The 24090-nt window shown below is 56.2% G+C and carries 25 protein-coding genes; 11 read left to right on the forward strand and 14 right to left on the reverse strand.

Annotated features, from left to right (window positions below; genetic code table 11):
* Window positions 1-23: 23 nt before the first annotated feature.
* A complete protein-coding gene (locus tag MPQ_RS04410) occupies window positions 24-1472 on the forward strand; it encodes a sensor domain-containing diguanylate cyclase (RefSeq protein WP_238525345.1) in 1449 nt (482 codons plus the stop codon).
* A 75-nt stretch (window positions 1473-1547) separates the two neighbouring features.
* Here MPQ_RS04410 and MPQ_RS04415 read toward each other — a convergent pair whose 3' ends face one another.
* Window positions 1548-2582, reverse strand: a complete 1035-nt coding sequence (locus tag MPQ_RS04415) for a folate-binding protein YgfZ (RefSeq protein ID WP_013441692.1) — start codon at window positions 2580-2582, stop codon at window positions 1548-1550.
* Between the two features lie 38 nt (window positions 2583-2620).
* Between MPQ_RS04415 and MPQ_RS04420 the strand changes: the two genes are divergently transcribed.
* Window positions 2621-3073, forward strand: coding sequence for a protein YgfX (locus MPQ_RS04420; protein WP_238525346.1), 453 nt, complete (start codon window positions 2621-2623; stop codon window positions 3071-3073).
* On the opposite strand, the gene MPQ_RS04425 is transcribed toward MPQ_RS04420, so the two are convergent.
* From MPQ_RS04425 to MPQ_RS04450, 6 genes are all read right to left on the reverse strand, one after another.
* Window positions 3037-4062: a vWA domain-containing protein gene (locus tag MPQ_RS04425; RefSeq protein WP_013441694.1), complete on the reverse strand. Its 1026-nt coding sequence runs from the start codon at window positions 4060-4062 to the stop codon at window positions 3037-3039. The two genes, MPQ_RS04420 and MPQ_RS04425, sit on opposite strands and share 37 nt — an antisense overlap.
* 2 nt (window positions 4063-4064) lie before the next feature.
* Entirely contained in the window at window positions 4065-4601 is a 537-nt protein-coding gene (locus tag MPQ_RS04430) for a hypothetical protein (protein ID WP_013441695.1), read from the reverse strand.
* Window positions 4592-5572 (reverse strand): VWA domain-containing protein, encoded by a 981-nt coding sequence (locus MPQ_RS04435; RefSeq protein WP_041362038.1) that lies wholly within the window; start codon window positions 5570-5572, stop codon window positions 4592-4594. The genes MPQ_RS04430 and MPQ_RS04435 overlap by 10 nt, the downstream gene beginning before the upstream one ends.
* Complete coding sequence (locus MPQ_RS04440; RefSeq protein ID WP_013441697.1) at window positions 5569-6513, reverse strand: hypothetical protein; 945 nt, start codon at window positions 6511-6513, stop codon at window positions 5569-5571. The genes MPQ_RS04435 and MPQ_RS04440 overlap by 4 nt, the downstream gene beginning before the upstream one ends.
* Complete coding sequence (locus MPQ_RS04445; RefSeq protein ID WP_013441698.1) at window positions 6513-7376, reverse strand: DUF58 domain-containing protein; 864 nt, start codon at window positions 7374-7376, stop codon at window positions 6513-6515. The genes MPQ_RS04440 and MPQ_RS04445 overlap by 1 nt, the downstream gene beginning before the upstream one ends.
* A gap of 102 nt (window positions 7377-7478) precedes the next feature.
* Window positions 7479-8495 carry a MoxR family ATPase gene (locus MPQ_RS04450; RefSeq protein ID WP_013441699.1) on the reverse strand — a complete coding sequence of 339 codons (1017 nt, stop codon included), beginning with the start codon at window positions 8493-8495 and terminating at the stop codon, window positions 7479-7481.
* A gap of 192 nt (window positions 8496-8687) precedes the next feature.
* Between MPQ_RS04450 and fabA the strand changes: the two genes are divergently transcribed.
* Together fabA and fabB are read left to right on the forward strand one after the other, a co-directional pair.
* Entirely contained in the window at window positions 8688-9203 is a 516-nt protein-coding gene (gene fabA, locus MPQ_RS04455; protein WP_013441700.1) for a 3-hydroxyacyl-[acyl-carrier-protein] dehydratase FabA, read from the forward strand.
* A gap of 165 nt (window positions 9204-9368) precedes the next feature.
* Complete coding sequence (gene fabB, locus MPQ_RS04460; RefSeq protein WP_013441701.1) at window positions 9369-10589, forward strand: beta-ketoacyl-ACP synthase I; 1221 nt, start codon at window positions 9369-9371, stop codon at window positions 10587-10589.
* Between the two features lie 107 nt (window positions 10590-10696).
* On the opposite strand, the gene MPQ_RS04465 is transcribed toward fabB, so the two are convergent.
* Window positions 10697-11080 (reverse strand): Mth938-like domain-containing protein, encoded by a 384-nt coding sequence (locus MPQ_RS04465; protein WP_013441702.1) that lies wholly within the window; start codon window positions 11078-11080, stop codon window positions 10697-10699.
* Window positions 11081-11162: 82 nt separating this feature from the next.
* Here MPQ_RS04465 and MPQ_RS04470 point away from each other — a divergent pair, with 82 nt between their 5' ends.
* From MPQ_RS04470 to MPQ_RS04490, 5 genes are all read left to right on the forward strand, one after another.
* Entirely contained in the window at window positions 11163-12404 is a 1242-nt protein-coding gene (locus MPQ_RS04470) for a pyridoxal phosphate-dependent aminotransferase (protein ID WP_013441703.1), read from the forward strand.
* A 72-nt stretch (window positions 12405-12476) separates the two neighbouring features.
* Complete coding sequence (locus MPQ_RS04475) at window positions 12477-13790, forward strand: homoserine dehydrogenase (RefSeq protein ID WP_013441704.1); 1314 nt, start codon at window positions 12477-12479, stop codon at window positions 13788-13790.
* Window positions 13790-15223, forward strand: coding sequence for a threonine synthase (thrC, locus tag MPQ_RS04480; RefSeq protein ID WP_013441705.1), 1434 nt, complete (start codon window positions 13790-13792; stop codon window positions 15221-15223). Before MPQ_RS04475 ends, thrC begins: the two co-directional genes overlap by 1 nt.
* A gap of 29 nt (window positions 15224-15252) precedes the next feature.
* On the forward strand, window positions 15253-16047 hold the full coding sequence (locus tag MPQ_RS04485) for a thymidylate synthase (protein WP_013441706.1): 795 nt from the start codon (window positions 15253-15255) through the stop codon (window positions 16045-16047).
* Window positions 16048-16197: 150 nt separating this feature from the next.
* The gene (locus MPQ_RS04490; RefSeq protein WP_013441707.1) at window positions 16198-16725 is read left to right on the forward strand and encodes a PepSY domain-containing protein; all 528 of its coding nucleotides are present in this window, start codon (window positions 16198-16200) and stop codon (window positions 16723-16725) included.
* 135 nt (window positions 16726-16860) lie between these two features.
* On the opposite strand, the gene MPQ_RS04495 is transcribed toward MPQ_RS04490, so the two are convergent.
* The 6 genes from MPQ_RS04495 to MPQ_RS04520 form a co-directional block, all read right to left on the reverse strand.
* On the reverse strand, window positions 16861-17316 hold the full coding sequence (locus tag MPQ_RS04495) for a hypothetical protein (RefSeq protein WP_013441708.1): 456 nt from the start codon (window positions 17314-17316) through the stop codon (window positions 16861-16863).
* Window positions 17317-17330: 14 nt separating this feature from the next.
* Window positions 17331-17762 carry a glycine zipper domain-containing protein gene (locus tag MPQ_RS04500; RefSeq protein ID WP_013441709.1) on the reverse strand — a complete coding sequence of 144 codons (432 nt, stop codon included), beginning with the start codon at window positions 17760-17762 and terminating at the stop codon, window positions 17331-17333.
* A gap of 5 nt (window positions 17763-17767) precedes the next feature.
* The gene (locus MPQ_RS04505) at window positions 17768-18286 is read right to left on the reverse strand and encodes a BON domain-containing protein (protein WP_013441710.1); all 519 of its coding nucleotides are present in this window, start codon (window positions 18284-18286) and stop codon (window positions 17768-17770) included.
* Between the two features lie 190 nt (window positions 18287-18476).
* Complete coding sequence (locus MPQ_RS04510; protein ID WP_013441711.1) at window positions 18477-19871, reverse strand: sigma 54-interacting transcriptional regulator; 1395 nt, start codon at window positions 19869-19871, stop codon at window positions 18477-18479.
* The gene (locus MPQ_RS04515; protein WP_013441712.1) at window positions 19868-20467 is read right to left on the reverse strand and encodes a hypothetical protein; all 600 of its coding nucleotides are present in this window, start codon (window positions 20465-20467) and stop codon (window positions 19868-19870) included. The genes MPQ_RS04510 and MPQ_RS04515 overlap by 4 nt, the downstream gene beginning before the upstream one ends.
* A 110-nt stretch (window positions 20468-20577) precedes the next feature.
* On the reverse strand, window positions 20578-21960 hold the full coding sequence (locus MPQ_RS04520) for a HAMP domain-containing sensor histidine kinase (RefSeq protein WP_238525347.1): 1383 nt from the start codon (window positions 21958-21960) through the stop codon (window positions 20578-20580).
* A gap of 204 nt (window positions 21961-22164) precedes the next feature.
* On the opposite strand from MPQ_RS04520, the gene MPQ_RS04525 reads away from it, so the two are divergent.
* Together MPQ_RS04525 and MPQ_RS04530 are read left to right on the forward strand one after the other, a co-directional pair.
* On the forward strand, window positions 22165-22653 hold the full coding sequence (locus tag MPQ_RS04525) for a dihydrofolate reductase (protein ID WP_013441714.1): 489 nt from the start codon (window positions 22165-22167) through the stop codon (window positions 22651-22653).
* 32 nt (window positions 22654-22685) lie between these two features.
* Complete coding sequence (locus tag MPQ_RS04530) at window positions 22686-24089, forward strand: tetratricopeptide repeat protein (RefSeq protein WP_013441715.1); 1404 nt, start codon at window positions 22686-22688, stop codon at window positions 24087-24089.
* Window position 24090 lies beyond the last annotated feature (1 nt).

Here is a 24090-nt window from a genome sequence, read left to right on the forward strand (position 1 = left end):
TCGACTTCATGGGTAAATTCATCATGAATAGACACAAGCTCATTTTTTTATTGACGCTTGTCCTGGCGATGGGCGGTATCAGCATTTCGCTGATGAGCTACTCCGTGTCCAAAGCCTCTATTCACCGCGCCATCAGCGATAACGAGTTGCCGCTCACGGCAGACAATGTCTATTCCGAGATTCAGCGCGACCTGGTCCGGCCTGTCTTCATTTCCTCCATGATGGCTTCGGATACCTTCCTGCGCGACTGGGTGCTGGATGGCGAACGGCGTGTCGATTCCATCAGCAAATACCTGCAGGAAATCCAGAGTACCTACGGTACTTTCATCAGCTTTTTCGTCTCGGAAAAAACCCGCCAGTACTATTACGGCAACGGCGTTCTGAAAAAAGTGCAGAAGACCGAGCCCCGCGATGTGTGGTATTTCCGGGTGCGGGATCTCAATCAGCCTTATGAAATCAATGTAGACAAAGACCTCGCGCATCAGGATGCGCTGACGATTTTCGTCAATTATCGTGTTTACGATTATGCGAAAAACTATATAGGCGCCGTGGGTGTGGGCCTCACGGTGGATTCGGTCAAAGGGTTGATTGACGGCTACCAGGAGAAATTCCGCCGCTCGGTGTATTTCATCACCTCCGAAGGTACTGTGATGCTGTCCGGCAGCAAGCAGCATATCTCCGGCAGCCATGTGCGCGAATTGCCTGAATTGCACGCCCTGTTGCCGCAGATTACTTCGCAGGAGACCGGCTCATTTGAATACCGCTACAAAGGCAGTGATCGCCTGATCAATACCCGCTACATTCCCGAGCTCAAGTGGTATCTGATCGTGGAAAAAAACGAGAGTGAAGCCACGCAAGTCATCCGCAATACCTTGTATATCAATCTTGGGATTTGCCTGCTGTTGACGGCCCTGGCGGTCTATCTCACCAACCTCGCGCTTAAGCGGTATCAAACCCAGATTGAAACCATGGCGACTACGGACTCGCTGACGCACCTGCCCAATCGCAAGGCCTTTGAGATCATCATCGATGTCATCATGCAGGAGCGCATACGCTATGGCAAAGACCTGGCGGTGATCCTGCTGGATATCGACCATTTCAAGCAGATCAATGATCGCCATGGCCATTTTGCCGGTGACCAGGTGCTGACTGAGGTCGCGCTCATCATACGTTCGTGTTTGCGTTCGGTAGACTTTGTTTGCCGCTGGGGCGGAGAAGAGTTCCTCATCCTGCTCAAGGATTGCAGCGAACGGAATGCCCGCCTGCTGGCAGAAAAAATCCGCGAGACGCTGGAAACGCGTCCGGTGGACCACAAGAATGTGCCCATACACCTTACCGCCAGCCTGGGCGTAGCCATGGTGCAGAATGGCGAACGCATCGAGCAGGTGCTGGAACGGGCGGATTACGCCATGTACCAGGCCAAGGCGCTGGGCCGTAATCAGGTGATTTTCAGTAACTTCAAGAATGGCTGAGCTGGCTTGCTAGCGTATTGATGCTGCGTCGTCTCGCATAAAAAAAGCCCGCATTTAGCGGGCTTTTTTGTTGGTTTATTTTCTGTCCGGAGGAAAAGCGTAGGGCATGGGTAACCAGGTGATCGCTTGCTGATGCCAGCTTACGGTTTTGCCCTCGCTGGCTTCCTGGCGCAGTTCCACCAGCACCCGGCCCTCGGCTCCGGCAATGCCGCTGCTGCGAACTATCTGGCCTACGGCCTCGCCTTCGCCGATAAATACCTCATCGCCTGGCGCGGGTATCTGGTCAGTCGCTGTCAGGCTGCCAATCAGTGACCGGCGCTTTACCTTGCCCAGATAATGGGTGCGGGCGACGATTTCCTGGCCGGTGTAACAGCCTTTCTTGAAGTTGATGCCGCCTAGCGCATCCAGATTCACCATCTGCGGCACAAAGGCTTCCTGCGTGGCTGGGAATATCTCGGGAATACCGGCTTCGATTTCCAGCCAGTCCCAGCCGGTCTGGCCGACGGGGTCAAAGTGCTGTTCCAGTTCTTGCCAGAGTTCTTGCGCGTTTTCCTGCGAGGTGAAAATCTCAAAGCGCGGTAGTGCGCCAGGCAAACGGATCAGTGTGGCATTCTCCTGCGTGCTGATGCCGTGAACTTCTGTAGGCACAAACTCAAACATGGCCCCCAGAATTGCCTCGCTATTGCTGCCTGCTACGCCGATGCGCACGATAGTGGTCGACACATCCTGAATCACCACCTTGGAGCGTAGCACGTACATTTTCAAACGTTTGAGTATGGGTTCCAGCAGGCTGCCATTCAGTTGCAGGTGGATATGGCCCTGATGGGCAAAGGCGAGAAACAGGGCCAGCAGGCGGCCTTTGGCGGTGCAATAGCCTGCATAGTGGCTGTTGCTGCCGTTCAGCAGGTTGATATCATTCGTCAGCTGGCCCTGCAGGAAGGTAATGGCATCTTCGCCATCTACCTGCAGCAAACCCAGATGAGAGAGATCGGCCATGACATGATCGTGCCGGGCGGCGGCCAGCTCTTTGGCGGGGGCACCGAAATCAAGCAGGCGACCATCGACAATAGAGGCGCCGCGGGACTGTAAGAATTCTTGCCATTGCGTCATGATAGTAAGCCATCAATAATCGAATGGGACATTATAGCGTGAAGCCCCTGCAAGTCGACCTTCGTCCATCGCCCCGGCTCGCGGCCATCCTCATGGTGGCGAGTGTCGGCGCAGTGCTTATGTTGCTGGTTGTTCCTCTGGTATGGTGGGTGAAGCTGGCGGGCGGCGTCGCTATCGTGGTGGCCAGCGTATGGCATCTGCGACGCCATGCCTGGCGCTCTGTTCCGCAGGCATGGGTGGGCTTGCGCTGGTCAACTGAAAGTGGCTGGCAAGCCTGGCGTCAGGAGGGGGAGGCCATGGCGATCACGATATTGCCGGACTCCATGGTGACCAGCGCGCTTACGGTGATTCGATTTCGCAGTGCGGACCAGCGTTGGCCGCAGGCCCTCGTGCTGCTGGCCGACAGCGCGGATGCGGAATCCTTGCGCCGCTTGCGCGTGCAGTTGCGCTGGGCTTATGAGCGCACGTCGGCTGAACCGGCAGCGCGCTGACGACGTTCGGCTCTGGCTGCCCGCAGGCGCTTGAACAGATGCACCAGCCGTTGCGGGGTATAGGCACCGATGATGGCGATGCCCGCCAGGGTAGCGAGTATCCAGTCGATCTGCATGGGCGAAAAATCACGGCGGGAAGGCTTGAGTTCGCTCATGGCGCTGCGTACCGCTTGCAGGCTATCGCCACGCACATAGGTCGCGTGGATTTCTTTCGACAGTTGCATCAGGTATTCCTCATCCAGCCGGGATGCGTAACGGTCATTTTCTGAAGGCGCGACGTTGTCGTCGCGATTACCAAAGTTCTGCTGCGAAATCTGGGCGATACCGGGCTGCATGGTGAAGTTTTCAGCAGACCAGTAGCCGATGACCTTGTTGGACTCATCCATCTTGGGAATGGGGTGCGGGTCCATGCTGCCTATGCCCACCATCAGCCAGCCACCGCCTTGAAAGGTGCTCAGGTCGCGCGTGTTGAAGGCATGCAGCTTGGGTGCTTCTTCACCATCGGTAAAAAACACCACTTGCGAAGCTTCCGGCATGGCACGCAACAAGCGGCTCAATGACTCGGTACTGTCGCGCAGGCGGCTGTTGCCAGACCAGGCCATGCGCCACTCCATATGGTCGATGGTGTCCTGAATCGCCGAGTAGTTGGCACAGACCTCAATCGGCGTGTAAAGCGCGGCCACACTAACCCCCGCAAACAGCGAGATGCTGACCCGGCTGCCGCAGGGCAGGCGGCCGATAATGTCGTGCAGCATGCTCTTGGTGTAATCCAGGCGCGAGACTTCCTTGCCATGCCAGTACATGCCCTTCACGTTCATGCTCTGGCTGATATCCACCACAAACACATAGCTGTAGATATTGCGGGGGATGGGCACGGTGGGTTTGAATGCCGCTGCCAGCACCAGCACAAACGCGGTTGCCAACATGGCGGCATCGCGGCGGTGCCACAGGTAATGCCCAAAGCGTTTAAGCAGCTCAGTGCGCCACATGATCAAGGCAGCCCGACCGGAATATTGCCCATGATCAGACCGGGCGAATCAGAATCACCCACGCCCGGCGTAGGGTGGGCTGGCAGTATGGTCAGCACGCGATCCAGATTATGGCGTGCATCCCAGAAGTGGTTATCCAGCCGCAGGGATTGCTGGTAGGCGGTTTTTGCTTGGGTCAGCAGATACTCGGTCTGGTCGCGCACCGTCATGTTGGTGCCGTTGATGGCGAGTCCGCGCAGGAAGAAGATATTGCCCATATTGAATTGCACCGCCGAGCGTTGCGTATCCGTGCCCTGGTCATTGAGCTGGCTGAACAAGAGCGTGGCTTCCTGCAGCCTGCCATTTTTGGCCTGCCAGTAGGCCACGGCAAACTTGGCTTCGTAAGACTGCTTGTCAGTTTGCGGGGGATCACCCTTGCTGATGGCAGCGTTGAACGCCTTGATCTGCTGGATACGGTAGGCTTCGCCGGCAGCAACAGCGGCGCTGGCGATGGCAATGACGCCGAGGATCAGCGTCCATTTTTTAGCACTTAATGCCATGTTCGGACCTCAATGAATTTAACGGCAAGCAGCAAGGCAATCAGAACAGCGGCGATGCTGTAGCACCACGGTGCGTAATCCTTGCCGGGAATCTCTTCAATGTACTTGATCGGTTTTTTCTCTTTGCGATTGATGTCCTGAATCGCGGCTGCCAGCGATTGCGGATCTTCCGCTTCATAGGGCTGGTAGCCCGAGCGCAGGGTCTTGAAGTAATCGTTGAGCTCAATCGCCGGTGGTGGTGGTCGGTCATCCGGCGTTTTGTAGGTCTCATCAAAAATACTGATGGAGCCCGGCTGGCGCAGCACGATCCAGTACAGCGTGACGTGCATGCGGTCCAGCCAGTCGCGGATTTTCTCCTGCGTGGCAGCGCCTATGCGACCGCCGCCATCGGACAGCAGGATAATGGCGCGGGAACCCGAGTCCGGCGTCTTGTCGAACTGGGCGAGGCCGGTTGTCAGGCCGCTGCCGATATTGGTCTGGAACAGCGCCGAGCCGCCAGCCGCGCGGATGGCCGCCAGAATCGCTTCCTTGCTCTCGGTTAGCGGCAACACATGCATGGCGGAGTTGCTGAAGGTCACCATGCCAAACATATCGTTCTTGCGCTCATTGACGAAGCGGGTGATCAGGCGTTCGGCGGCGGCGGCTTTGGATTCACCGGCACGTCCGCTGGCAATCGCGCCGGAAAAGGGGTCATCCATACTGGCACTGCGGTCTATGATCAGTACCAGCTGCGCGCCAATGCCGGTGCGTTCAATGGGCTGGGAAGGCGTGGCAGGTCCGGCAACGCCCAGGATAATGAACATCAGCGCCAGCGCCGCCAGTATCTTGAGCAACAGCCCCAGCAGATCGGACAACCCATCGCGCGGAATCAGCTGCATCCATGAGTAACTCTTGCTGTGCTGGCGATCCAGCAGCAGTGGCACCAGTGCCAGCGGTAACAAAAGCAGGACCCAGGGTGTGACGAAATTCACTTGTTCAGCCCTCGTTCGCAATCGCGGCAGTGGCGGCAAAATTGTTGCAGCCATTGTTCGGGGTCACCCTGCACCTGGTGCTTGGCCGTGGCATCAAAAAATACGCTACGCGACAGGCGGAAGAACTGGTTCAGCTCATCGCGCATGCTGGCAAAGCCTGGTTTGCGGGCAATGATGTCATCGGCGCTGAATACGCTACCGCCGCTACTCTGGTTCAGGGCATGGTGCATGCGGGTCATGCCGGTTTGCAGGCCCAGGTTCTGTTTGCGGATTTTCTTGATGTCGCGGTAGGCGCGCGCGAATTCTCCACCCATGCGCGGCAGCCAGCGGCGGTTGCCCAGAATATAAAGCAGCCCCAGCAGTGAGAGTGCCAGCGTGCCGAGTGCAATCCACAGCGCCAGTTTTTGCTGGCTGTCATCCAGTAGCAAGGGGCCGCGCAACTGGCTCATGTCGTTTTCGATCTTTACCGAGCCATATACCGCCAGCGGGGAAATGCGGAAGCTCCAGTAAGGAATCCGCACCTGAAATACGCGGCCTTCGCCACCAAACTTGACGTATTCAGCCGGCAGTTGGCTGGGCTTCACCACCACATTGTTGGTAAACACCTGGTATTGCAGCTTGAGCGTGTAAATATTGAAGGCACCTTGCTGTTTTTCGCTGATATCCACCGAGCGCACTTCCACGCCCTGATTCTGTCCGCGGTATTTTTTCTCCGTGCCCTTGAGCGGCAGCGAGGTGTCCAGCAACTTGTAGCTGGCGGGCGCTTTCAGGATGATGGTGCGATGCAGGATATCGCCCACATGGTAGCCGACGTCACGCGCCGGGTTGATCTCAGTGACCAGGACTTGCGGGTTGGGTTGGCTATCGGCAAGCGCGGCGGGGATGCCGTGCACGCTGAGAACTACCAATATCAGGGAGAGTATCCGGGAGTTGATCATCATTAAGCAGCCACAAACTGGTAAAAATACTCGGTTAAGGCGTCGGGCTTGAAGCCGTCTTCCATGAAAAATGGGGGCAGGTCGTAACGCATGAATAGCGCGCTGAGGGCGGCGCGGCGTTCGGCAAAGGCCGCCTGTATGCGGGCATGCATGTCGCCGCGCAAAAACACCGTGCGGCGCTCGCCGGTTTCACTATCGGTAATGTGCGTTACGCCAAACTCCGGCAGCTTGCGATACTCCGCCGCATCCCACAGCACCATGGGTACCACGTGATGGCGTTGCATGCCGACCAAGGCTTCTTCCAGCACATTCAAGGGCATGTGAAAGTCGGATACCAGGAAAATCAGCGCCCGCTCGCGGGAGAGGTAGGGCACGACCTGCGCCAGTCCATCGCCCCCGACTTGCGGCGGCTGGTAATCGCGCAAGCGTTCGGCCATCTGATATGCACCTTGCAGGCGGGTGCTGGGGTGTGACATCCAGTCCTCACGCACCTGCTGATCAAAGCCGATAAAGGTGAATGGGTCGTTGACGCGCGAGGCTGAATACGCCGCCGAGGCGGTAATCTCCGCGGCAATTTGCAGCTTGTGGTGCTCGCCGCTGAAGCCCATGGAGCCTGACAGATCGCACACCACGTAAATGGGTGTGGCACTGCGCTGGTTGAAAATGCGCACAAACACCTGTTCGGCAGGGTCGCGCAGCGTCAGACGCAAGTCGATACGGCGCGGGTCGGGATAGGAAATCAGCGGTGCATGGCCGACGAAGTCCATGCCCAGCCCGCGCTGTACGCTGGCGTGGCGGCCAGCGTGGCGGCCACGGGAGCGCCAGCCGATCTGGTAAGTGAATTCCTTGGCAAGTGCGTGGGTCATGTGCGGTCAACTATTCCGTAAAATCAACGGCCTTAATTCCTGGCGTTTCGCCGGTGTTCAGCATGAAGGTCAGGGCCATGCGAGGGTTCAGCACCTGTCAAATCAAGGAACGCTGATGGCATTGACAATGCCAGACAGCAATTCACGCGCAATTTCGGTACGGCGCATCTCATAAACCGGGCTGAATACCAGGCGGTGCGCCACGGTTTCGTGGAACACGGCGTGTATGTCTTCCGGCAATACGGCATCGCGCCCATTGAGCCAGGCATTGACGCGCGCAGCGCGCAGCATCATGGCCATGCCGCGTGGGCTGGCGCCAGCGATGACCAGGCGGTTGATGTCGACGCCACTGATCTGTATACCGTATTGCCCCGGTGTCTTGGTGGCCAGCCACAGATTGAGGGCATAGCGGCGCAGGGCAGGGCTTGCTTGCACCTTATCCTGCACCAGGGCCGCAAATTCATTCAATTGATCAAACTGCAGAATACCGGCAGGCACTCTCTCGACCAGCGCATCCACATTGTGGAAGCGCGTATCGAACATCAGCGATTCCATGACATCGGCATCGCTAGGTACCACGATAGGAATTTCCATCATGAAGCGATCGCGGGCGGCGGAAGGGATTTCAAAGGTTTCTTCTTTTTCCACCTGGTTGCGGTCAGCAAATACCAGCATGTGCGGGAACTGGTGCTCCTTGTTGAAGGCGGACAGGGTGCGCTCGGCCATGACGCGCAGCAGCAGCGAGTGCACTTGCGGGCGGGCACGATTGATTTCGTTGAAGAAGAACACGGCCAGGTTTTCACCTTCGGATAGCAATGGGCCAGGGCTCACGTGCGGGCGGCCATCTTCGCCCAGATAGGTGTGGTACACCAGATCGTTGGGCATCAGGTCTATCGTGCCTTCAATACGCTGGTAGCCGCCGCCGATGCCGCGGGTAAAGGCGCGCAGCAGGGTGGTTTTGCCCACGCCAACATCGCCTTCAAGCAATACGTGCCCACGCGCAAAAATGGCGGTGGTAATCAGCCGCACCGGCGATTCCTGGCCGACGACGACTTTATTGATTTCGGATTCCAGGTTTAACGCATGTGCTTGCCAGTCAGCTAAAAGACGGTCACTCATTGACTTGATCCTGATGGTAGATAAGGGTGAATGTAAAAAAATGTTACGGCATCTTAGCCAGATTCCCGGTGGGTGTAAACCGATCGGTATACCCCTTGCAAAATATAGTTTATTTTCAAAGGGCTTTCGTTTCGAAGCGTTTCCGGCGAAAATACTGTTTTTTACCGATCAGCATCCTACAAGCAGAATTACATGCAAAAACAAAACAGTTTCACTTTTGAAGAGCTTCTGGCCTGTGGCCGGGGCGAAATGTTCGGCGCTGGCAATGCGCAACTTCCCTTGCCCCCCATGCTGATGTTCGATCGCATTGTGTCGATTACCGAAGATGGCGGCAAATATGGTCATGGCCAGATTGTGGCCGAACTGGATATCAAGCCTGATCTCTGGTTTTTTAATTGCCACTTTGAAGGTGATCCTGTCATGCCTGGTTGCCTGGGTCTGGATGCCATGTGGCAACTGGTGGGCTTCTATCTGGGCTGGATGGGTGGCGCGGGCCGTGGCCGTGCGCTGGGCGCTGGCGAGGTGAAATTCACCGGCCAGGTATTGCCTACCGCCAAACTTGTCACCTATCGCATTGATCTGAAACGCGTCATCATGCGCAAGCTGGTCATGGGGATTGCCGATGCCCATATGGAAATTGATGGGCGTGAAATCTACAATGCGCAAGATCTGCGTGTGGGCCTGTTTACCCGCACCGACAATTTCTAAGCAAGGTTTTAAATTAACAGAGCAAAGCAGGGTAACGGTATCATCGGGTGCAATGCAGTTGGCGATGTTCATGATGACATACGCAAAAACGACTTTGTCACACGGTTACCCTAGACTCAAAGGTTCATCTGGCAAGTTGAACTCAATAATGTGAGGAATCACGAGATGCGTCGTGTAGTAGTAACTGGCATGGGGATCGTCTCCAGCCTAGGCAACAACAAATCCGAAGTGCTGGACAGCCTGCATGCAGGCCGTTCCGGTATTACCTTTCAGCAGGAATATGCTGACCAGGGCTTGCGTTCGCACGTCGCCGGGTCAATCAAAAACCTGAACGTGGAAGAATTAATTGATCGCAAGCTGATGCGCTTCATGGCCAAAGGTCACGCCTATGCCTGGCTGGCCATGCAGGAGGCGATTGCCGATGCTGGCCTGCCCAAGGAACTGGTGTCCAACATCCGTACTGGCCTGATCGTGGGCCAGGGCGGTGCTTCGCATGAAAGCATCATGAACGGCATTGATACCCTGCGTGAAAAGGGCGTGCGTCGCGTAGGCCCATACATGGTGACCAAGGCCATGGCCAGCGGTGTTTCCGCCTGCCTGGCAACCGGTGCCGAGATCAAGGGTATCAATTACGCCATCAGCTCCGCCTGCGCCACCAGTGCGCATTGCATAGGCGCCGGGCTTGAGCAGATTCAGCTGGGCAAACAGGACATCGTGTTTGCCGGCGGTGGCGAGGAAGAGCACTGGACGCTGTCTTTCATGTTCGATGGCATGGGCGCACTTTCGAGCAAGTACAACGACACGCCTGAAAAGGCATCGCGTACCTATGATGCCAATCGCGATGGTTTCGTCATCTCTGGCGGCGGCGGTATCGTGGTGCTGGAAGAGTATGAGCATGCCAAGGCACGCGGTGCCAAGATTTATGCCGAAGTGGTTGGTTACGGTGCCACTTCCGATGGTTACGACATGGTAGCCCCAAGCGGTGAAGGTGCCGAGCGCTGCATGCGCCTGGCGCTGCAAGGCGTGGAAGGTGGTGTGGATTACATCAACACCCACGGTACCAGCACACCTGTGGGCGATCTGAAGGAACTGGAAGCCATTCGCGCCGTGTTTGGCGATAGCAATACTGCCATTGCTTCCACCAAGTCATTGTCTGGCCATGCGCTGGGCGCTGCGGGTGTGAATGAAGCGATCTACACGCTGCTGATGATGGAAAACAACTTCATTGCGGCTTCTGCCAATATTGAAACGCTGGACCCGGCTGCCGAAGGCCTGAACATCGTGCGCCAGCGTATTGATAACGCCAATATCCAGACCGCACTGTCCAACAGCTTTGGTTTCGGCGGCACCAACGCCACGCTGACCTTCTCGCGTCGCGGTCTGTAACTTCTTCCCGGCTGTGTGCCTCTGAAGTTCGGAGGGCGCGCGGCCGGGTAAATTCCAAGCAAAATGAAAGCGCAGCCTGCTGCGCTGACAAAGATTCAGTCGTTCAGTCAGCTGGCTGCCGGGTTGACCAGCAGGGCGGCGGCGACGTGACGGTCTTCTGCCATGAGGATGTTGTAAGTGCGACAGGCGGCGGCCGTGGTCATGCATTCCACCGGGATGCCGCGTGCAGTGAGTGACGCCGTGAGACGGGGATGGATAAACCGGTGCTTGTCGCCAGTGCCCAGCAATACCACCTCGGGTGCCAGCTCGGCGATGCGTTCAAAATCCGCTACCGTCAGCGCATCAAAATCTGCAACCTGCCAATCGGTCACCAGCAGGTTGGGGAGCACCAGCAGGCTGCCGTGATAGCGCTGGGCATTCACCTCTACCCACTCGGGCGCATGTCCGGTAATCAGCTGGTTGCCAGCCGCCTGGGTTAAATGCAGTTTCATTGGTTGTCAGTCCTGGCTTTAAATTGCCTGATAAGGCTATGACAATGTAAGATAACACATTTTTTTCGTCAGGTTTTCCGCCGTGGATCCATTACTCAAGTCTTCCAAACTCAATAACGTGTGCTACGACATTCGCGGCCCGGTATTGGCGCGCGCGCGCGAAATGGAAGAAGACGGCCACCGCATCATCAAACTGAATATCGGCAACCCGGCGCCGTTTGGTTTTGAAGCACCCGAAGAGATTCTGCAGGACGTGATCCACAATATGGATCAGGCGTCCGGTTACACCGACTCCAAGGGCCTGTTTGCCGCCCGCAAAGCCATCATGCACTACACCCAGCAGAAGAATATTGCGGGTGTGACCATCGATGACATCATCATCGGCAATGGCGTGTCCGAGCTCATCGTCATGGCAATGCAGGCACTGCTTAATAATGGCGACCAGGTGCTGGTGCCCATGCCCGACTATCCATTGTGGACAGCGGCTGTCACCCTGGCTGGTGGTACTGCCCGCCACTACCTGTGCGATGAAAACACCGGCTGGTTGCCTGATCTCAAGGACATTGAGTCCAAGATCACCGCTAACACGCGCGGCATTGTCATCATCAACCCGAACAACCCGACCGGTGCGCTTTATCCGCGTGAAACGCTGGAAGGCATTATCGAAATCGCCCGCCATCACGGCCTGGTGATTTTTGCTGACGAGATTTACGACAAGGTGCTGTATGACGGCAACACGCACACCTCCATCGCCTCACTGGCCGATGATGTGCTGTTTGTGACCTTCAACGGCTTGTCCAAGAATTACCGTACCTGCGGCTACCGTGCTGGCTGGCTGGTGGTGTCCGGTGAAAAACGGCATGCTGGTGATTATATTGAAGGCTTGAACATGCTGGCCTCCATGCGCCTCTGTGCCAACGTGCCGGGACAATTGGCCATCCAGACCGCGCTGGGCGGCTATCAGAGCATCAATGATCTGGTGGCCCCGGGCGGACGCCTTTGCAAGCAGCGTGACCTCGCGTATGAGTTGCTGACGGCGATTCCCGGTGTCACCTGTGAAAAGCCAGCGGCGGCCATGTACCTGTTCCCGCGGCTGGACCCCAAGATTTACCCGATCAAGGATGACCAGCAGTTCATTCTTGACCTGTTGCTGGAAGAAAAAGTCCTGCTGGTGCAGGGCAGTGGGTTCAACTGGAAAAAACCGGATCATTTCCGCGTGGTGTTCCTGCCCAATGTGGATGACCTGACCGAAGCGATCAAGCGTATTGCCCGCTTCCTCGAAGGCTATCGCAAGAAGCACGGCACAGACAAAATCAGCGCATAACGCGCCATCTGCCGCGGCTTGATATGGCCGCGAGTAGTTGTCATTGTTTACTTTAAAAAGATCAGCGTGAATATGAAATCAATCAATGTAGGCTTGTTGGGTATTGGTACGGTGGGCGGCGGCACTTACACCGTGCTGACCCGTAACCATGATGAAATTGCACGGCGTTCCGGCCGTGACATTCGCATTGCCCGGGTGGCTGACCGCAATCTGGAACTGGCTCGTCAAGTGACCCAGGGCAAGGCGGACGTCACCGATGACGCGTTTGCCGTGGTGAGTGACCCTGCCATTGATGTGGTGGTGGAGTTGATTGGTGGCTATACCATTGCCCGCGAATTGGTGTTGCAGGCGATTGCCAATGGCAAGCACGTGGTCACTGCCAACAAGGCGCTGATTGCCTTGCACGGCAAAGAGATTTTTGCGGCCGCGCGCGCCAAAGGCGTGATCGTGGCCTTTGAGGCGGCGGTGGCTGGTGGCATCCCCATCATCAAGGCGCTGCGTGAGGGCCTGAGTGCCAACCGCATTGAGTGGATTGCCGGCATTATCAATGGCACCACCAACTTCATTCTTTCCGAAATGCGTGAAAAAGGCCTGACCTTTGCCGATGTGCTGAAAGAAGCGCAACGCCTGGGCTATGCCGAAGCCGACCCTACCTTCGACGTCGAAGGCATTGATGCTGCCCACAAGCTGGCGATTCTGTCTGCCATTGGTTTCGGTACGCATCCGCAGTTTGATAAAGCCTATACCGAAGGTATTACCCGTCTGGATGCGGTTGATATCAAGTATGCCGAGGAACTGGGCTATCGCATCAAGCTGCTGGGTATTACCAAACGCAGTGAAGCCGGGGTGGAGTTGCGCGTGCACCCGACCCTGATTCCTGAAAAGCGCCTGATCGCCAATGTAAATGGCGCCATGAACGCCGTGGTGGTGAAGGGCGATGCTGTGGGCCCCACCTTGTATTACGGCGCCGGTGCCGGTGCCGAGCCTACCGCCAGTGCCGTGGTGGCTGATCTGGTGGATGTGGCGCGCATGATGGATGCAGCCATTGACCAGCGCGTGCCTTATCTCGCTTTCCAGGATGAGCAACTGCAGGACCTGCCGGTATTGCCGATCAGCGACATCAGCAGCGCCTATTACCTGCGCTTGCGTGCCATGGACAAGCCCGGCGTGCTGGCGGAAGTGACCCGCATCCTGGGTGATCGCGATATTTCGATTGATGCCATGATCCAGAAAGAGCCGGAAGAGGGCGAGGATCAGGCCGATATCATCATTCTCACCCATGTGACCGTAGAGAAAAACATGGATAGCGCGATTGCTGCGATTGAAGCCTTGCCTGCGATTGCCGGCAAGATCACCAAATTGCGTATGGAAGAACTGGGCCGATAATGAAGTACATCAGTACCCGCGGGCAGTCGCCTGCACTCTCGTTTACCGAAATCCTGCTGGGTGGTCTGGCGCCGGACGGCGGCCTGTACTTGCCCGAGCAATATCCACAGCTGAGCGATGCGGACCTGACACGCCTGCGCGGCATGAATTACCGCGATCTGGCATTCAGCATTCTTTCGCTGCTGGCGGACGATATTCCGCCAGCGGATCTGCGCGCGATTGTCGACAAGACCTACCGTGCCGATGTGTATGCCTATGCGCGGCCTGAGCAAAATGCCGAGGACATTACCCCGACGCTGAAGCTGGAAGACAATCTCTATTTGCTGTCCCTGTCCAACGGCCCGACGCTGGCCTTCAAGGATATGGCCATGCAGTTGCTGGGCAATCTGTTTGAATATGTGCTGGCGAAAAAAGGCGAGACCACCAATATTCTGGGTGCCACCTCCGGCGACACCGGCTCCGCGGCTGAATACGCCATGCGCGGCAAAAAAGGCGTCAAGGTGTTCATGTTGTCACCGCACAAGAAAATGAGCCGCTTCCAGACCGCCCAGATGTTCAGCCTGCAGGATGAGAACATTTTCAATATCGCCGTCAACGGCGTGTTTGATGACGCGCAGGATATCGTCAAGGCAGTGTCCAATGACGCCGCGTTCAAGGCCAGGAACAAGATCGGTGCGGTGAACTCCATCAACTGGGCACGCGTCGCGGCGCAGGTGGTGTATTACTTCAAGGGCTACTTTGCCGTGACCCGCAGCAACACGGAAAAAGTGAGCTTTGCCGTGCCTTCCGGCAATTTTGGCAACGTGTGTGCCGGCCATGTGGCGCGCATGATGGGCTTGCCTATCGATAAACTTGTGGTCGCCACCAATGAAAACGACGTGCTGGACGAGTTCTTCAAAACTGGCGTGTACCGTCCGCGTGGCTCGGCCAATACCTACCACACCTCCAGTCCTTCCATGGACATCAGCAAGGCCTCCAACTTTGAGCGCTTTGTGTTTGATCTCACCGGGCGCGATGCCGCCAAGGTGCGTGCCCTGTGGAGCAAGGTAGATCAGGGCGGTGCCTTTGATCTGAATGAAGACGGCCTGTTTGCCCAGGTAGCCGATTACGGCTTTGTCTCGGGCAGCAGCAATCATGCAGCCCGCATGCAGACCATACGTGAGACACAAGCCAAGTATGGTGTGACCATTGATACCCACACCGCTGATGGTCTGAAAGTCGCGTTGCAAGTGCGCGACCCCGCCACCCCCATGCTGGTGCTGGAAACGGCATTGCCGGTCAAGTTTGAAGATGCGATTCAGGAAGCCCTGGGCCACAAGCCGGAGCGCCCGGCCAGCCTGCAAGGCCTGGAAGATTTGCCGCAGCGCTTTGAGGTGATGGATGCCGATGTGCAGGCCATCAAGCAATTCATTGTCGACCACACCGCCGATTAGGCTGGATTTACGCGGAAAGCCGTCACCTTATGCAAACCTATCATGATCTGATGCGCCATGTGCTTGAGCATGGCCACAAGAAAGAAGACAGAACCGGCACCGGCACTCTGTCCGTATTTGGTTACCAGATGCGGTTTGATCTGGCGGCTGGTTTTCCGCTGCTCACCACCAAAAAAGTGCATCTGAAATCCATCATCCACGAGTTGCTGTGGTTCCTGCAAGGCAGTACCAATATTGCCTATCTCAAGGAAAACGGCGTCACCATCTGGGACGAATGGGCCGATGCCGAGGGCAATCTGGGCCCGGTGTATGGTTATCAATGGCGCAACTGGCCCAAGCCGGATGGCAGCCATATCGACCAGATCACCCAGGTGGTGGACGCCATCAAGCGCAATCCGGATTCGCGTCGGCTGATTGTCTCGGCCTGGAACGTGGCCGATGTCGACCAGATGAAGCTGCCGCCTTGCCATGCCTTCTTCCAGTTTTATGTGGCGGATGGCAAGCTCAGCTGCCAGCTGTATCAGCGCAGTGCGGATATCTTCCTTGGCGTGCCGTTCAACATCGCTTCCTACGCCTTGCTGACCATGATGGTGGCGCAGGTGTGTGGGCTTAAACTGGGCGATTTTGTGCATACATTGGGCGATGCGCACATTTATCTCAACCATATGGAGCAAGTGAAAGAGCAGTTGTCGCGCACGCCCCGCAGCTTGCCCACCATGCAAATCAACCCAGACGTGCGTGATATTTTCGCATTCCGCTACGAAGATTTCAGTTTGCAGAATTACGATCCATATCCGCCCATCAAGGCACCTGTCGCTGTTTAAGCTTGGCGGGAAGCTTCGTTTTTCCCGCACAAGCGTCACATTTCAATAACTACAATAAATGCCATAATCTGGCTGTAAGCTCTTGTCGGCATTGGTTTTGCTTGCAAATTTTTGCTGACTTGTTTTTTTAATCACTATGGAGTTGTTACTATGAAAAAATTATCTGTTGGTGCTGCACTGATCGCCTTGGCATTTGCTGCCAATAGCGCGGTTGCTGCCGATCTGGTGATCCCCAAGACCAAGGTAAGCCTGGAAAAGTGCCTGGTTGCTGCAACCAAGGCCAAGCCCGGTACCGTGGTAAAAGTGGAAATGAAGCTGGAGAAAAAGGTTCCAGTTTATGAGTTCGATATTGAAGCCGCTGATGGCAAGGCTTGGGATGTTGAGTGCAACGCGCTGAGCGGCAAAGTGACTGAAATCGAGCAAGAAGTGAAGTCTGCTGAAGACCCACTGTTCAAAGCCAAGATGAAGGTTAGCGAAGCCGATGCACGCAAGACGGCATTGGAAGCTCATCCAGGTGAAATCACCGAAGTCGAATACGAAATCGAAGAAGACGGCGCTGCTACTTACGAGTTCGACATCGTGGGTAAGGATGGCAAGGAAATCAAGGTTGAGGTTGATGCCACTTCCGGCAAGATCGTGGAATCGCACAGCGAGATCTACCAGATCGGCAAGGAATAATCAGCAGCCTGATTGGTGTTGATTCGACCCAATAAAAAACGCCCGTGAGGGCGTTTTTTATTGCCTGTTTCCAGGCAGCGGGGGAAGAAAAAAGGCGGACCTCCTCGGGGATTAGAGGCCCGCCACGGGGAAACGTTAAGCGTTAAGCTGGCGCCCTATGCTAAGCCGGACTTGCTCACCCACGGCGAGACGGGGACGGTCAAGTTGCGTAATGGTATGCGTCACGCCATCTGCCATGCGCACCTGGATGATGTAGGCGGTCAGTTTTTCGCCATCACGCGCCTGCAGGGCGGGTTGTTGCAGTGGATGCTGCAGGGCTTCGCCCTCTACCGTGCGTATCGAAATAATCGTGCCGCAGCTGCTGCAAGCTGACGAATGCTGATCGGGAACCGGCGCAGCAGCGGCCTGGGGCTTGGCAATGGCGGCGTCACGGTGACGGCCATCAGTCAGGCTTTGCGCCGCATCCTGTTTTTCGGAATGCACTGGAATCAGACCGGTAATTGCCGCGCTACCAAGCAGGCTGAAGATTGTCAGTGCGACGGCGGCAACCAGAACCAGTGGATGCGTTTTGCGTGGATTAGGATTTTTCATGGTAATACCCTCCCTTAGTATCCGTAACCTTGATAACGGTAGTATCTGTCGTGACCATGACCGTGGTCGTGATGACGTGGACCGCGCCAGTCGCGCTCATACACCATGTAACCGCGTGGGGCTGGCTGGTAGTAGACGCGCGGTGCAGGTTGGTAATACACCCGTGGGGCGGGGCGATAGCGAGGCTCTGCCTGGTAGCGTGGTGTCTGTGACGCAATCGCCACACCTGCGGCCGCACCAATGGCACCGCCGATGATCGCGCCATCACGGCCACCGATGGAGGAGCCGACTATGGCGCCGGCACCGCCGCCCAGTGCGCCACCGAGAATCGAGGGTCCATTCACCTCCATAAAGCCTTCGGCCTGGGCCGAGGTGCTGAAGGCACAAACCAGCGCCAAGGCTGCGCAGGCGTGGGCAATTTTCGTATTCATCTTGTTCTTAAGCATGTGATTTACCCCTTAACAACCAAACTGTTTTTAACCGTTTGCACACCCTGCACGGAGGATGCAATTTCCACCGCGCGATGCGCTTGCTGATCCGTATCGACAAAGCCGCTTAATATCACTTCACCTTTGTAGGTTTCCACACTGATGTTGAGCGATTTGGTGTGACTGTCGTGCACCAGTTCATCGCGAATCTTTTCGGTTACTTCGGTATCGTCCAGAAATGCTTCCATGCGGGCTTGCTGGGCAGCTTGCTTGAACTGTTCAAATTCCTGCTCGCTCAAACTGCCATTGCGGTCGATATCGGCGTTTTCGAAATGCTGTGCGAGGTCTTGATCCTGAACCGCCTCATCGTGGTTCAGACGATGATCCTGATTGCTGTCCAGCTTGCTGAAAGCGCTGGCAAAAGGCTGCACCAGTGGACGATCAGCGTTAGCCGCAACCCCGGATGCGCTGTAGGCGCACAGAGCCAAGCTCAGCGTCAGGGCGGTGGTTTTCAGATTAAATGTAAATGGCTTGTTTTTCATGTTGGTTTGCTTACATTGCTCACAAGATATATGGCAAGTAGCGTGCCAACATGAAAATGTTGTTTTAAATCAATCGATTAATTGAAATTTAGGATTTTTAACCCCCGGTGAAATCGTCGCTGAATGGCGACGCTCCACAGGGGGTGTTTTGTAAAGCGTTGAATTTAAATAGGAATGGGTGTCGCGAAAACTAGGCAGCTTGGCCGCTGGTGTCGTCTTTGAACAACGCCGGGGTCAATTGATGCCGTTGCAGCAGCTTGTAGAACTCGGTGCGATTACGTTGAGCCAGTCTGGCAGCTTGCGTGACGCCGCCATTGGTGGCCTTGAGCAGCTTGATCAGGTAGTCCCGCTCAAAGTTCTTGCGCGCAATCTCAAATGGCACAATGCCGCCGATATCGTCCTGCAGGGCTTTTTGTACCAGGGAGGTGGATACCAGCGGTGTGGTCGATAACACCACCGTCTGTTCCACGATGTTTTGCAATTGCCGGACATTGCCCGGCCACGGCGCTGCAATCAGCAACTCCATGGCGTCGGGTGAAAAGCCATTGAGGTTTTTGCCGTATTTGGTGCTCAAGGCATGGAGGAAGTTATTGGCCAAGAGAGGGATGTCCTCGCGCCTGCCTGCCAGGGAAGGGATATCCAGCGATACCACGTTGATGCGGTAATACAAATCCTCACGGAAGCGCCCGGCTTTCATTTCTTCGGCGAGGTTTTTATGCGTGGCCGAAATAATCCGTACATCCACCGCAATCGAGGTGTTGGAGCCGACAGGCCGTATCACGCGCTCTTGTAACGCCCGTAGCAGCTTGACCTGCAAGGGCATGGGCATGTCGCCGATTTCATCGAGGAAAATCGTGCCGCCTTCCGCGCTCTGGAACAGGCCTTTGTTATCCCTGACGGCGCCGGTAAAGGCGCCTTTGGTATGACCAAACAGCTCGGATTCAAGCAGGGCTTCGGGGATCGCGCCACAGTTGATCGCCACAAACGGGCGGCGATTGCGCGGACTGGCTTTGTGTATGGCACGCGCCAGCAGTTCCTTGCCGGTACCACTGTCGCCTTGAATAAACACACTGGCGTCTGACATGGCCATCAATTTGGCCTGGCTCAGAAGGTTTTCCATGTGCGGACTGCGGGTGATGATGGCTTCGCGCCAGCTTTGATCTTCCGTGCTGTCTGCCGTGACATGCGCGCCTGCGGTGAGCCGCAAGGCTGCTTCCACCTGTTGCAACAGGGATTTGCTGTCAAATGGTTTGGTTAAAAAGCCAAACACGCCACGCCGGGTGGCATCCACCGCTTCTGGAATCGAGCCGTGCGCGGTGAGCAGGATGACGGGCAGGGCAGGGTCCGCCTGATGGATGGCGTCAAACAGCGCCAGGCCGTCCATGCGCGGCATGCGCAGATCGCTGATCACCAGTGCGGGGCGACTCACCCCGATATGCGCCAGCGCTTCTTCGCCATTGGCCGCGGTGACAACCTGGTAGCCAGCGGCCACCAGCCGCATTTCCAGCAGTTTAAGAATGTCGGGATCGTCGTCTACAGCCAGAATCTTGCGGCCAGTGACGGGCGATAAAGCCAAAACACTCATTTCTTGGGTCCTTGGTCACGATCTATCATGGTTTTTTCAATATCCTTGAGGTCATCCAGTTTTTTCTGCAGGTTCATCATGCCGGTCTGGGCCGTATCCGCGCGCTTTTGCTCATCGCGCACGCGGCTTACCAATCGCAGGTTTTCGCCAACGAAGTCGCGCAACAGGCCAAACAGATTCTTTTCATCGGCAGACAGCGTTTTCTCTGTCAGTAATTCATCCAGCAAGATTTGGGCCTTCTGCGAATCACGCGTTTTACTGGAGGGCAGTGCATAAGCAATTGCCAGCTTGCTTCGCGTGAGCAGAGGCAGTTTTTCCTTGCCATTGCTTGTGCTCAGGATGGCGACCTCCTTTTTCTGAGTATCGGCGGGCAGGTCGGTGAAATACTGCGCGTACTCCAGCAAGGCATTGTTGTTGACCACGGGGGTTTCCGCTTTGACCTCGGTTTTGCCGCTATGTTCGTGGTGCGTGGTCGCAGACTCGGTAACCGGAGCCTGCGGTTTGGTCGAGACCGGCGCGCAGGCATTTAACAGCAGCGCGGTGAGTAGCGGCAATGCTGCTCGGGTCAGGCCCGGATAAAGGGCGGTAGTCTTCATGGAATATTCTCCTAAAAATTCGTATTAATGCCGATATGCCTGACCACGCGGGGTGAAGCATATTGCTGACATGCCATGAAGGACGGCAATAAGGGCAAGGCTTGAGTGGACTAGGCGGCTTTACTGGCCGGATGCAACGGCAGGCGCACCTGGAAGTGGGCGCCATGTTCCGATGGCAGCAGCATGATCTCGCCGCCGTGCGCATCTACATATTCTTTGGCAATCGACAAGCCTAGCCCGCTTCCACTGACCAGACTTTCATAGACGCCGTTCCCTTTGTAAAAAGGATCAAACAGTTTTGCCTTGTCCGCCGCCATGACGCCCGGGCCGCCATCATGGACTTCAAACACCAGACTGTCATTAGTTTGCCGGGTGCGCAAGCGGATGGTGCCGGATTTTGGCGTGTACTTGATGGCATTCGAAATCAGGTTGTCGACGATGGTGGCGACTTTTTCGGCATCCGCCTTGAGGTGCACGGTTTCGCAGTCCCGCTCAATAGTAATCTGCTTGCTGCTCATGGTCAGCGCATACGAATTCAACACATTTTCCAGCAGGGTGGGGAAGTCAAATCCGCTTAATTCCAGCTGCGGTTTCTGATATTGCACGGCGGAATAATTCAGCAGGTTTTCTATCATTTTTTGCAGGCGCATACTGCTTTCGCGCAGGATATTCGCAATCTCTTTCTGCTGCGGACTTAAGGCGCCCCCGATTTCATCGCTCAGCAGTTCGCTGCCTTCGCGGATGGCGGTGAGGGGCGTTTTCAGCTCGTGCGATACGTGGCGCAAGAAGCGTTGTTTTTGCTGATTGAGCTCATCCAGTTGCGCTCGCAGCCAGTCCAGGCGTATGCCCAGGTTATGCAGGTCGCCGGGGCCATCAATGCTGATGGGTTCATCGTACTTGCCTTCGCCCAGCCGACGGATGGCGGCATCCATGCGCTTGATGGGTTGTGCGACCAGGAATGTGATTACAGCGGCAACCAGCAGCGCTACCGGAATCAGGGTCATGGTCTGGCTGATCAGCATTTCCTGGGTTTGCTCGGCCGTGCGCGCCAGAATCGCTGACTCGCGGTCGATCAGGCGATTGTTTTCACGCAGGATATTCTGCGCCTGATCCGATAAATCCAGGAATTCGGCAATGGCTGCCTTGGCGGTTTCCGGGGTGGGCTGCAATTGCACCACCGTGTCGTAGAGCTTGTCTTCCTGCTGGTTGATCGCTTTCAGCGCCTCTGCCTGGCTCGCCGTAATGCTGAGGCCGCTCAGCTCATCAATCGCATCGGCAAACTGCTCGTGTGCCCGCGTGAAGTTCACCAGCAACTGCACGTCATGCAGCACAAAATACTGGCGGGCGCTACGCTCCATCAGCATGAGTTGTTCCGCAATCGCCCGGCTGGCGCGGGTGGCCTGCACCGATTGCGCCACGGTCGTGCGACTTTTATCGGCGAGTCTATCCAGATAAACCGCCGCATTGCCGAAGGCAAATAGCAATGGGAGCATGGTGAGTGCAAAACCAAACAGCAATAGCTTTAAAAATGATCGAGGATAAGCAATGCGCAACTAATCAATCTCCAATGTTCAGGCCATGCCTGGCTTGCCTGAGCTTGCCGCCATATGGACCGGCGATTTTTCATGAATGGGCGAATGTGACCCGGTGTGTCCGTTGCCATTCGGGATTCAGGGGCCGGGCAGTATAATACCGCCATGCCCAAACTCTCTCTTATCGTAGCCATCGCGCATGATGGCGTCATCGGGGTCAATAATACCCTGCCTTGGCATTTGCCCGAAGACCTCAAGCGCTTTCGCGCCTTGACCATGGGCCATCATATCATCATGGGCCGAAAAACCTATGAGTCACTGAACCGCCTGTTGCCGGGCCGCACCACCGTCATTGTCACGCGCAATGCGGACTATCGGGTTGAAGGCGCACTGGTGTCCAGCTCGCTGGAAGATGCCCTTGCACAGTCGGCAGGCGATGATGAGGTGTTCCTCATCGGTGGTGCAGAACTTTACCGTGAAGGTCTTGCCAAAGCGGATCAGCTCTACATTACGGAAATTGATGCCCACTTTGAAGGCGATGCTTTTTTTCCGCAGATGGATAGGGGGCAATGGCAGCTCATCGAAGAGGAGCGCCATGTCAGTGAACAAGGCTTGCCATTCCGCTATCTGACTTACAGACGCAACGCAGCCTAACAAGCAGCATTATCAAGGCAGGGGTTCGCACTATGATCGATTCAAACGACCAGACATCGACTGATATAAAGCCTGAGGTCGAACCCGAGGCGTGGTTCTCGCAGGCGCTGGCCTATATGCGAATTGAACAATGGGCAGAAGCTGAAAAGGCACTGCGGCAAGCGCTGCAGCTGGCGCCGGATTATGCGGAAGCCCATTGCAATCTTGGGTACGTGCTTGAGCAGTGCGGCCATTGGGATGCGGCAGAAGATGCCTATCGCAGCTCCTTCCAGCATGCGCCGGCCTTGCTCAATGCTGCACTTAATCTTGGCGTGCTGCTGCAACGCATGAGCAGGTTTGATGAGGCGGAGAGCATCTATCAGCAGGCCATGCGTCATCATTCTGAACAACCTGCCTTGTGGACCAACCTTGGCATTCTTTACACGGCGCTGCAGCGGGAACACGAGGCGGAGCGCGCTCACCGCCATGCGCTGAACATGGCACCGGACTATCGAAAGGCGCGGTTCAACCTTAGTTACCTGCTCCTGCGGCAGGGGCGTTTCGAAGAAGGATGGCGCTGCCTGGAAGCGCGAACTCTTACGCCACATGCCTCTATTGTGAATGCCCCTCGCTGGAATGGCGAGCCTCTCAGCGGGAAAACCCTGCTCATCATTTGTGAAGGTGGCCATGGCGATGCGATCCAATTCTGTCGCTATGCATTGATGCTGCAACAACAGTGGTCTGTGCGCCTGCAGATCGTATGCCCCTTGGCCTTGCAGCGGCTGTTTTCCATGCAGCCCATGTTTGATGAGATATTGACCAATGCGGGGCAAGCTCAGTGTGATTACTGGTGCCCGCTCCTAAGCCTGCCCGGGCTTATGGAAACCCGCATCGACAATATCCCGGCACAAACTCCCTATTTGAGCGTCTCTTCCGAGCACCAGCAGGAATGGCAGGCCCTGCTGCCTGCCGAGGGCGTGAATGTGGGGCTGGTGTGGAAGGGCAATCCTAAATTCGAGAATGATGTTGACCGTTCGCTGCCTAGCGCCGGCTGCTTCATGCTGCTAAGAAATATCCCCGGAGTTAATCTGATCCGGCTGCAGCAGGAGCCGGCAAGTGAGGTTGGTGCCGCTGCCGTGGGCTTGCACGATTTACCTGAAGCCATGGTGGACTTTGCAGATATGGCCGCTGTGATCTCGGGGTTGGACCTGGTGATATCGGTGGATACGGCCGCCGCTCATCTGGCGGGTGCGATGGGCAAGCCTTGCTGGCTCATGCTGCCGACGTACATGACAGACTGGCGCTGGATGACCGTGCGCGACGACAGCCCCTGGTACCCTAGCATGCGCTTGTTCCGTCAAACGGAACGAGGGATGTGGCTTGACGTGATGAATGACATGGCTCACACCTTGCAAGCCGCCACCGCCGTCGGTGGTATGTTCTCCTTGCGCGAATAGC

This window comes from Methylovorus sp. MP688 (assembly GCF_000183115.1).
GTDB classification, from domain to species: domain Bacteria; phylum Pseudomonadota; class Gammaproteobacteria; order Burkholderiales; family Methylophilaceae; genus Methylovorus; species Methylovorus glucosotrophus.

What these genes read in the sequence shown, in the direction of transcription:
- MPQ_RS04515 (WP_013441712.1), bottom strand. Translation starts at nt 20,467, where the DNA reads ATGAAGACTACCGCCCTTTATCCGGGCCTGACCCGAGCAGCATTGCCG.
- MPQ_RS04485 (WP_013441706.1), top strand. Translation starts at nt 15,253, where the DNA reads ATGCAAACCTATCATGATCTGATGCGCCATGTGCTTGAGCATGGCCAC.
- MPQ_RS04410 (WP_238525345.1), top strand. Translation starts at nt 24, where the DNA reads ATGAATAGACACAAGCTCATTTTTTTATTGACGCTTGTCCTGGCGATG.
- MPQ_RS04430 (WP_013441695.1), bottom strand. Translation starts at nt 4,601, where the DNA reads ATGGCATTAAGTGCTAAAAAATGGACGCTGATCCTCGGCGTCATTGCC.
- MPQ_RS04475 (WP_013441704.1), top strand. Translation starts at nt 12,477, where the DNA reads ATGAAATCAATCAATGTAGGCTTGTTGGGTATTGGTACGGTGGGCGGC.
- MPQ_RS04510 (WP_013441711.1), bottom strand. Translation starts at nt 19,871, where the DNA reads ATGAGTGTTTTGGCTTTATCGCCCGTCACTGGCCGCAAGATTCTGGCT.
- MPQ_RS04505 (WP_013441710.1), bottom strand. Translation starts at nt 18,286, where the DNA reads ATGAAAAACAAGCCATTTACATTTAATCTGAAAACCACCGCCCTGACG.
- MPQ_RS04465 (WP_013441702.1), bottom strand. Translation starts at nt 11,080, where the DNA reads ATGAAACTGCATTTAACCCAGGCGGCTGGCAACCAGCTGATTACCGGA.
- MPQ_RS04490 (WP_013441707.1), top strand. Translation starts at nt 16,198, where the DNA reads ATGAAAAAATTATCTGTTGGTGCTGCACTGATCGCCTTGGCATTTGCT.
- MPQ_RS04450 (WP_013441699.1), bottom strand. Translation starts at nt 8,495, where the DNA reads ATGAGTGACCGTCTTTTAGCTGACTGGCAAGCACATGCGTTAAACCTG.
- fabA (WP_013441700.1), top strand. Translation starts at nt 8,688, where the DNA reads ATGCAAAAACAAAACAGTTTCACTTTTGAAGAGCTTCTGGCCTGTGGC.
- MPQ_RS04425 (WP_013441694.1), bottom strand. Translation starts at nt 4,062, where the DNA reads ATGTGGCGCACTGAGCTGCTTAAACGCTTTGGGCATTACCTGTGGCAC.
- MPQ_RS04500 (WP_013441709.1), bottom strand. Translation starts at nt 17,762, where the DNA reads ATGCTTAAGAACAAGATGAATACGAAAATTGCCCACGCCTGCGCAGCC.
- MPQ_RS04530 (WP_013441715.1), top strand. Translation starts at nt 22,686, where the DNA reads ATGATCGATTCAAACGACCAGACATCGACTGATATAAAGCCTGAGGTC.
- MPQ_RS04415 (WP_013441692.1), bottom strand. Translation starts at nt 2,582, where the DNA reads ATGACGCAATGGCAAGAATTCTTACAGTCCCGCGGCGCCTCTATTGTC.
- fabB (WP_013441701.1), top strand. Translation starts at nt 9,369, where the DNA reads ATGCGTCGTGTAGTAGTAACTGGCATGGGGATCGTCTCCAGCCTAGGC.
- MPQ_RS04520 (WP_238525347.1), bottom strand. Translation starts at nt 21,960, where the DNA reads ATGCTCCCATTGCTATTTGCCTTCGGCAATGCGGCGGTTTATCTGGAT.
- MPQ_RS04525 (WP_013441714.1), top strand. Translation starts at nt 22,165, where the DNA reads ATGCCCAAACTCTCTCTTATCGTAGCCATCGCGCATGATGGCGTCATC.
- MPQ_RS04440 (WP_013441697.1), bottom strand. Translation starts at nt 6,513, where the DNA reads ATGATGATCAACTCCCGGATACTCTCCCTGATATTGGTAGTTCTCAGC.
- MPQ_RS04495 (WP_013441708.1), bottom strand. Translation starts at nt 17,316, where the DNA reads ATGAAAAATCCTAATCCACGCAAAACGCATCCACTGGTTCTGGTTGCC.
- thrC (WP_013441705.1), top strand. Translation starts at nt 13,790, where the DNA reads ATGAAGTACATCAGTACCCGCGGGCAGTCGCCTGCACTCTCGTTTACC.
- MPQ_RS04445 (WP_013441698.1), bottom strand. Translation starts at nt 7,376, where the DNA reads ATGACCCACGCACTTGCCAAGGAATTCACTTACCAGATCGGCTGGCGC.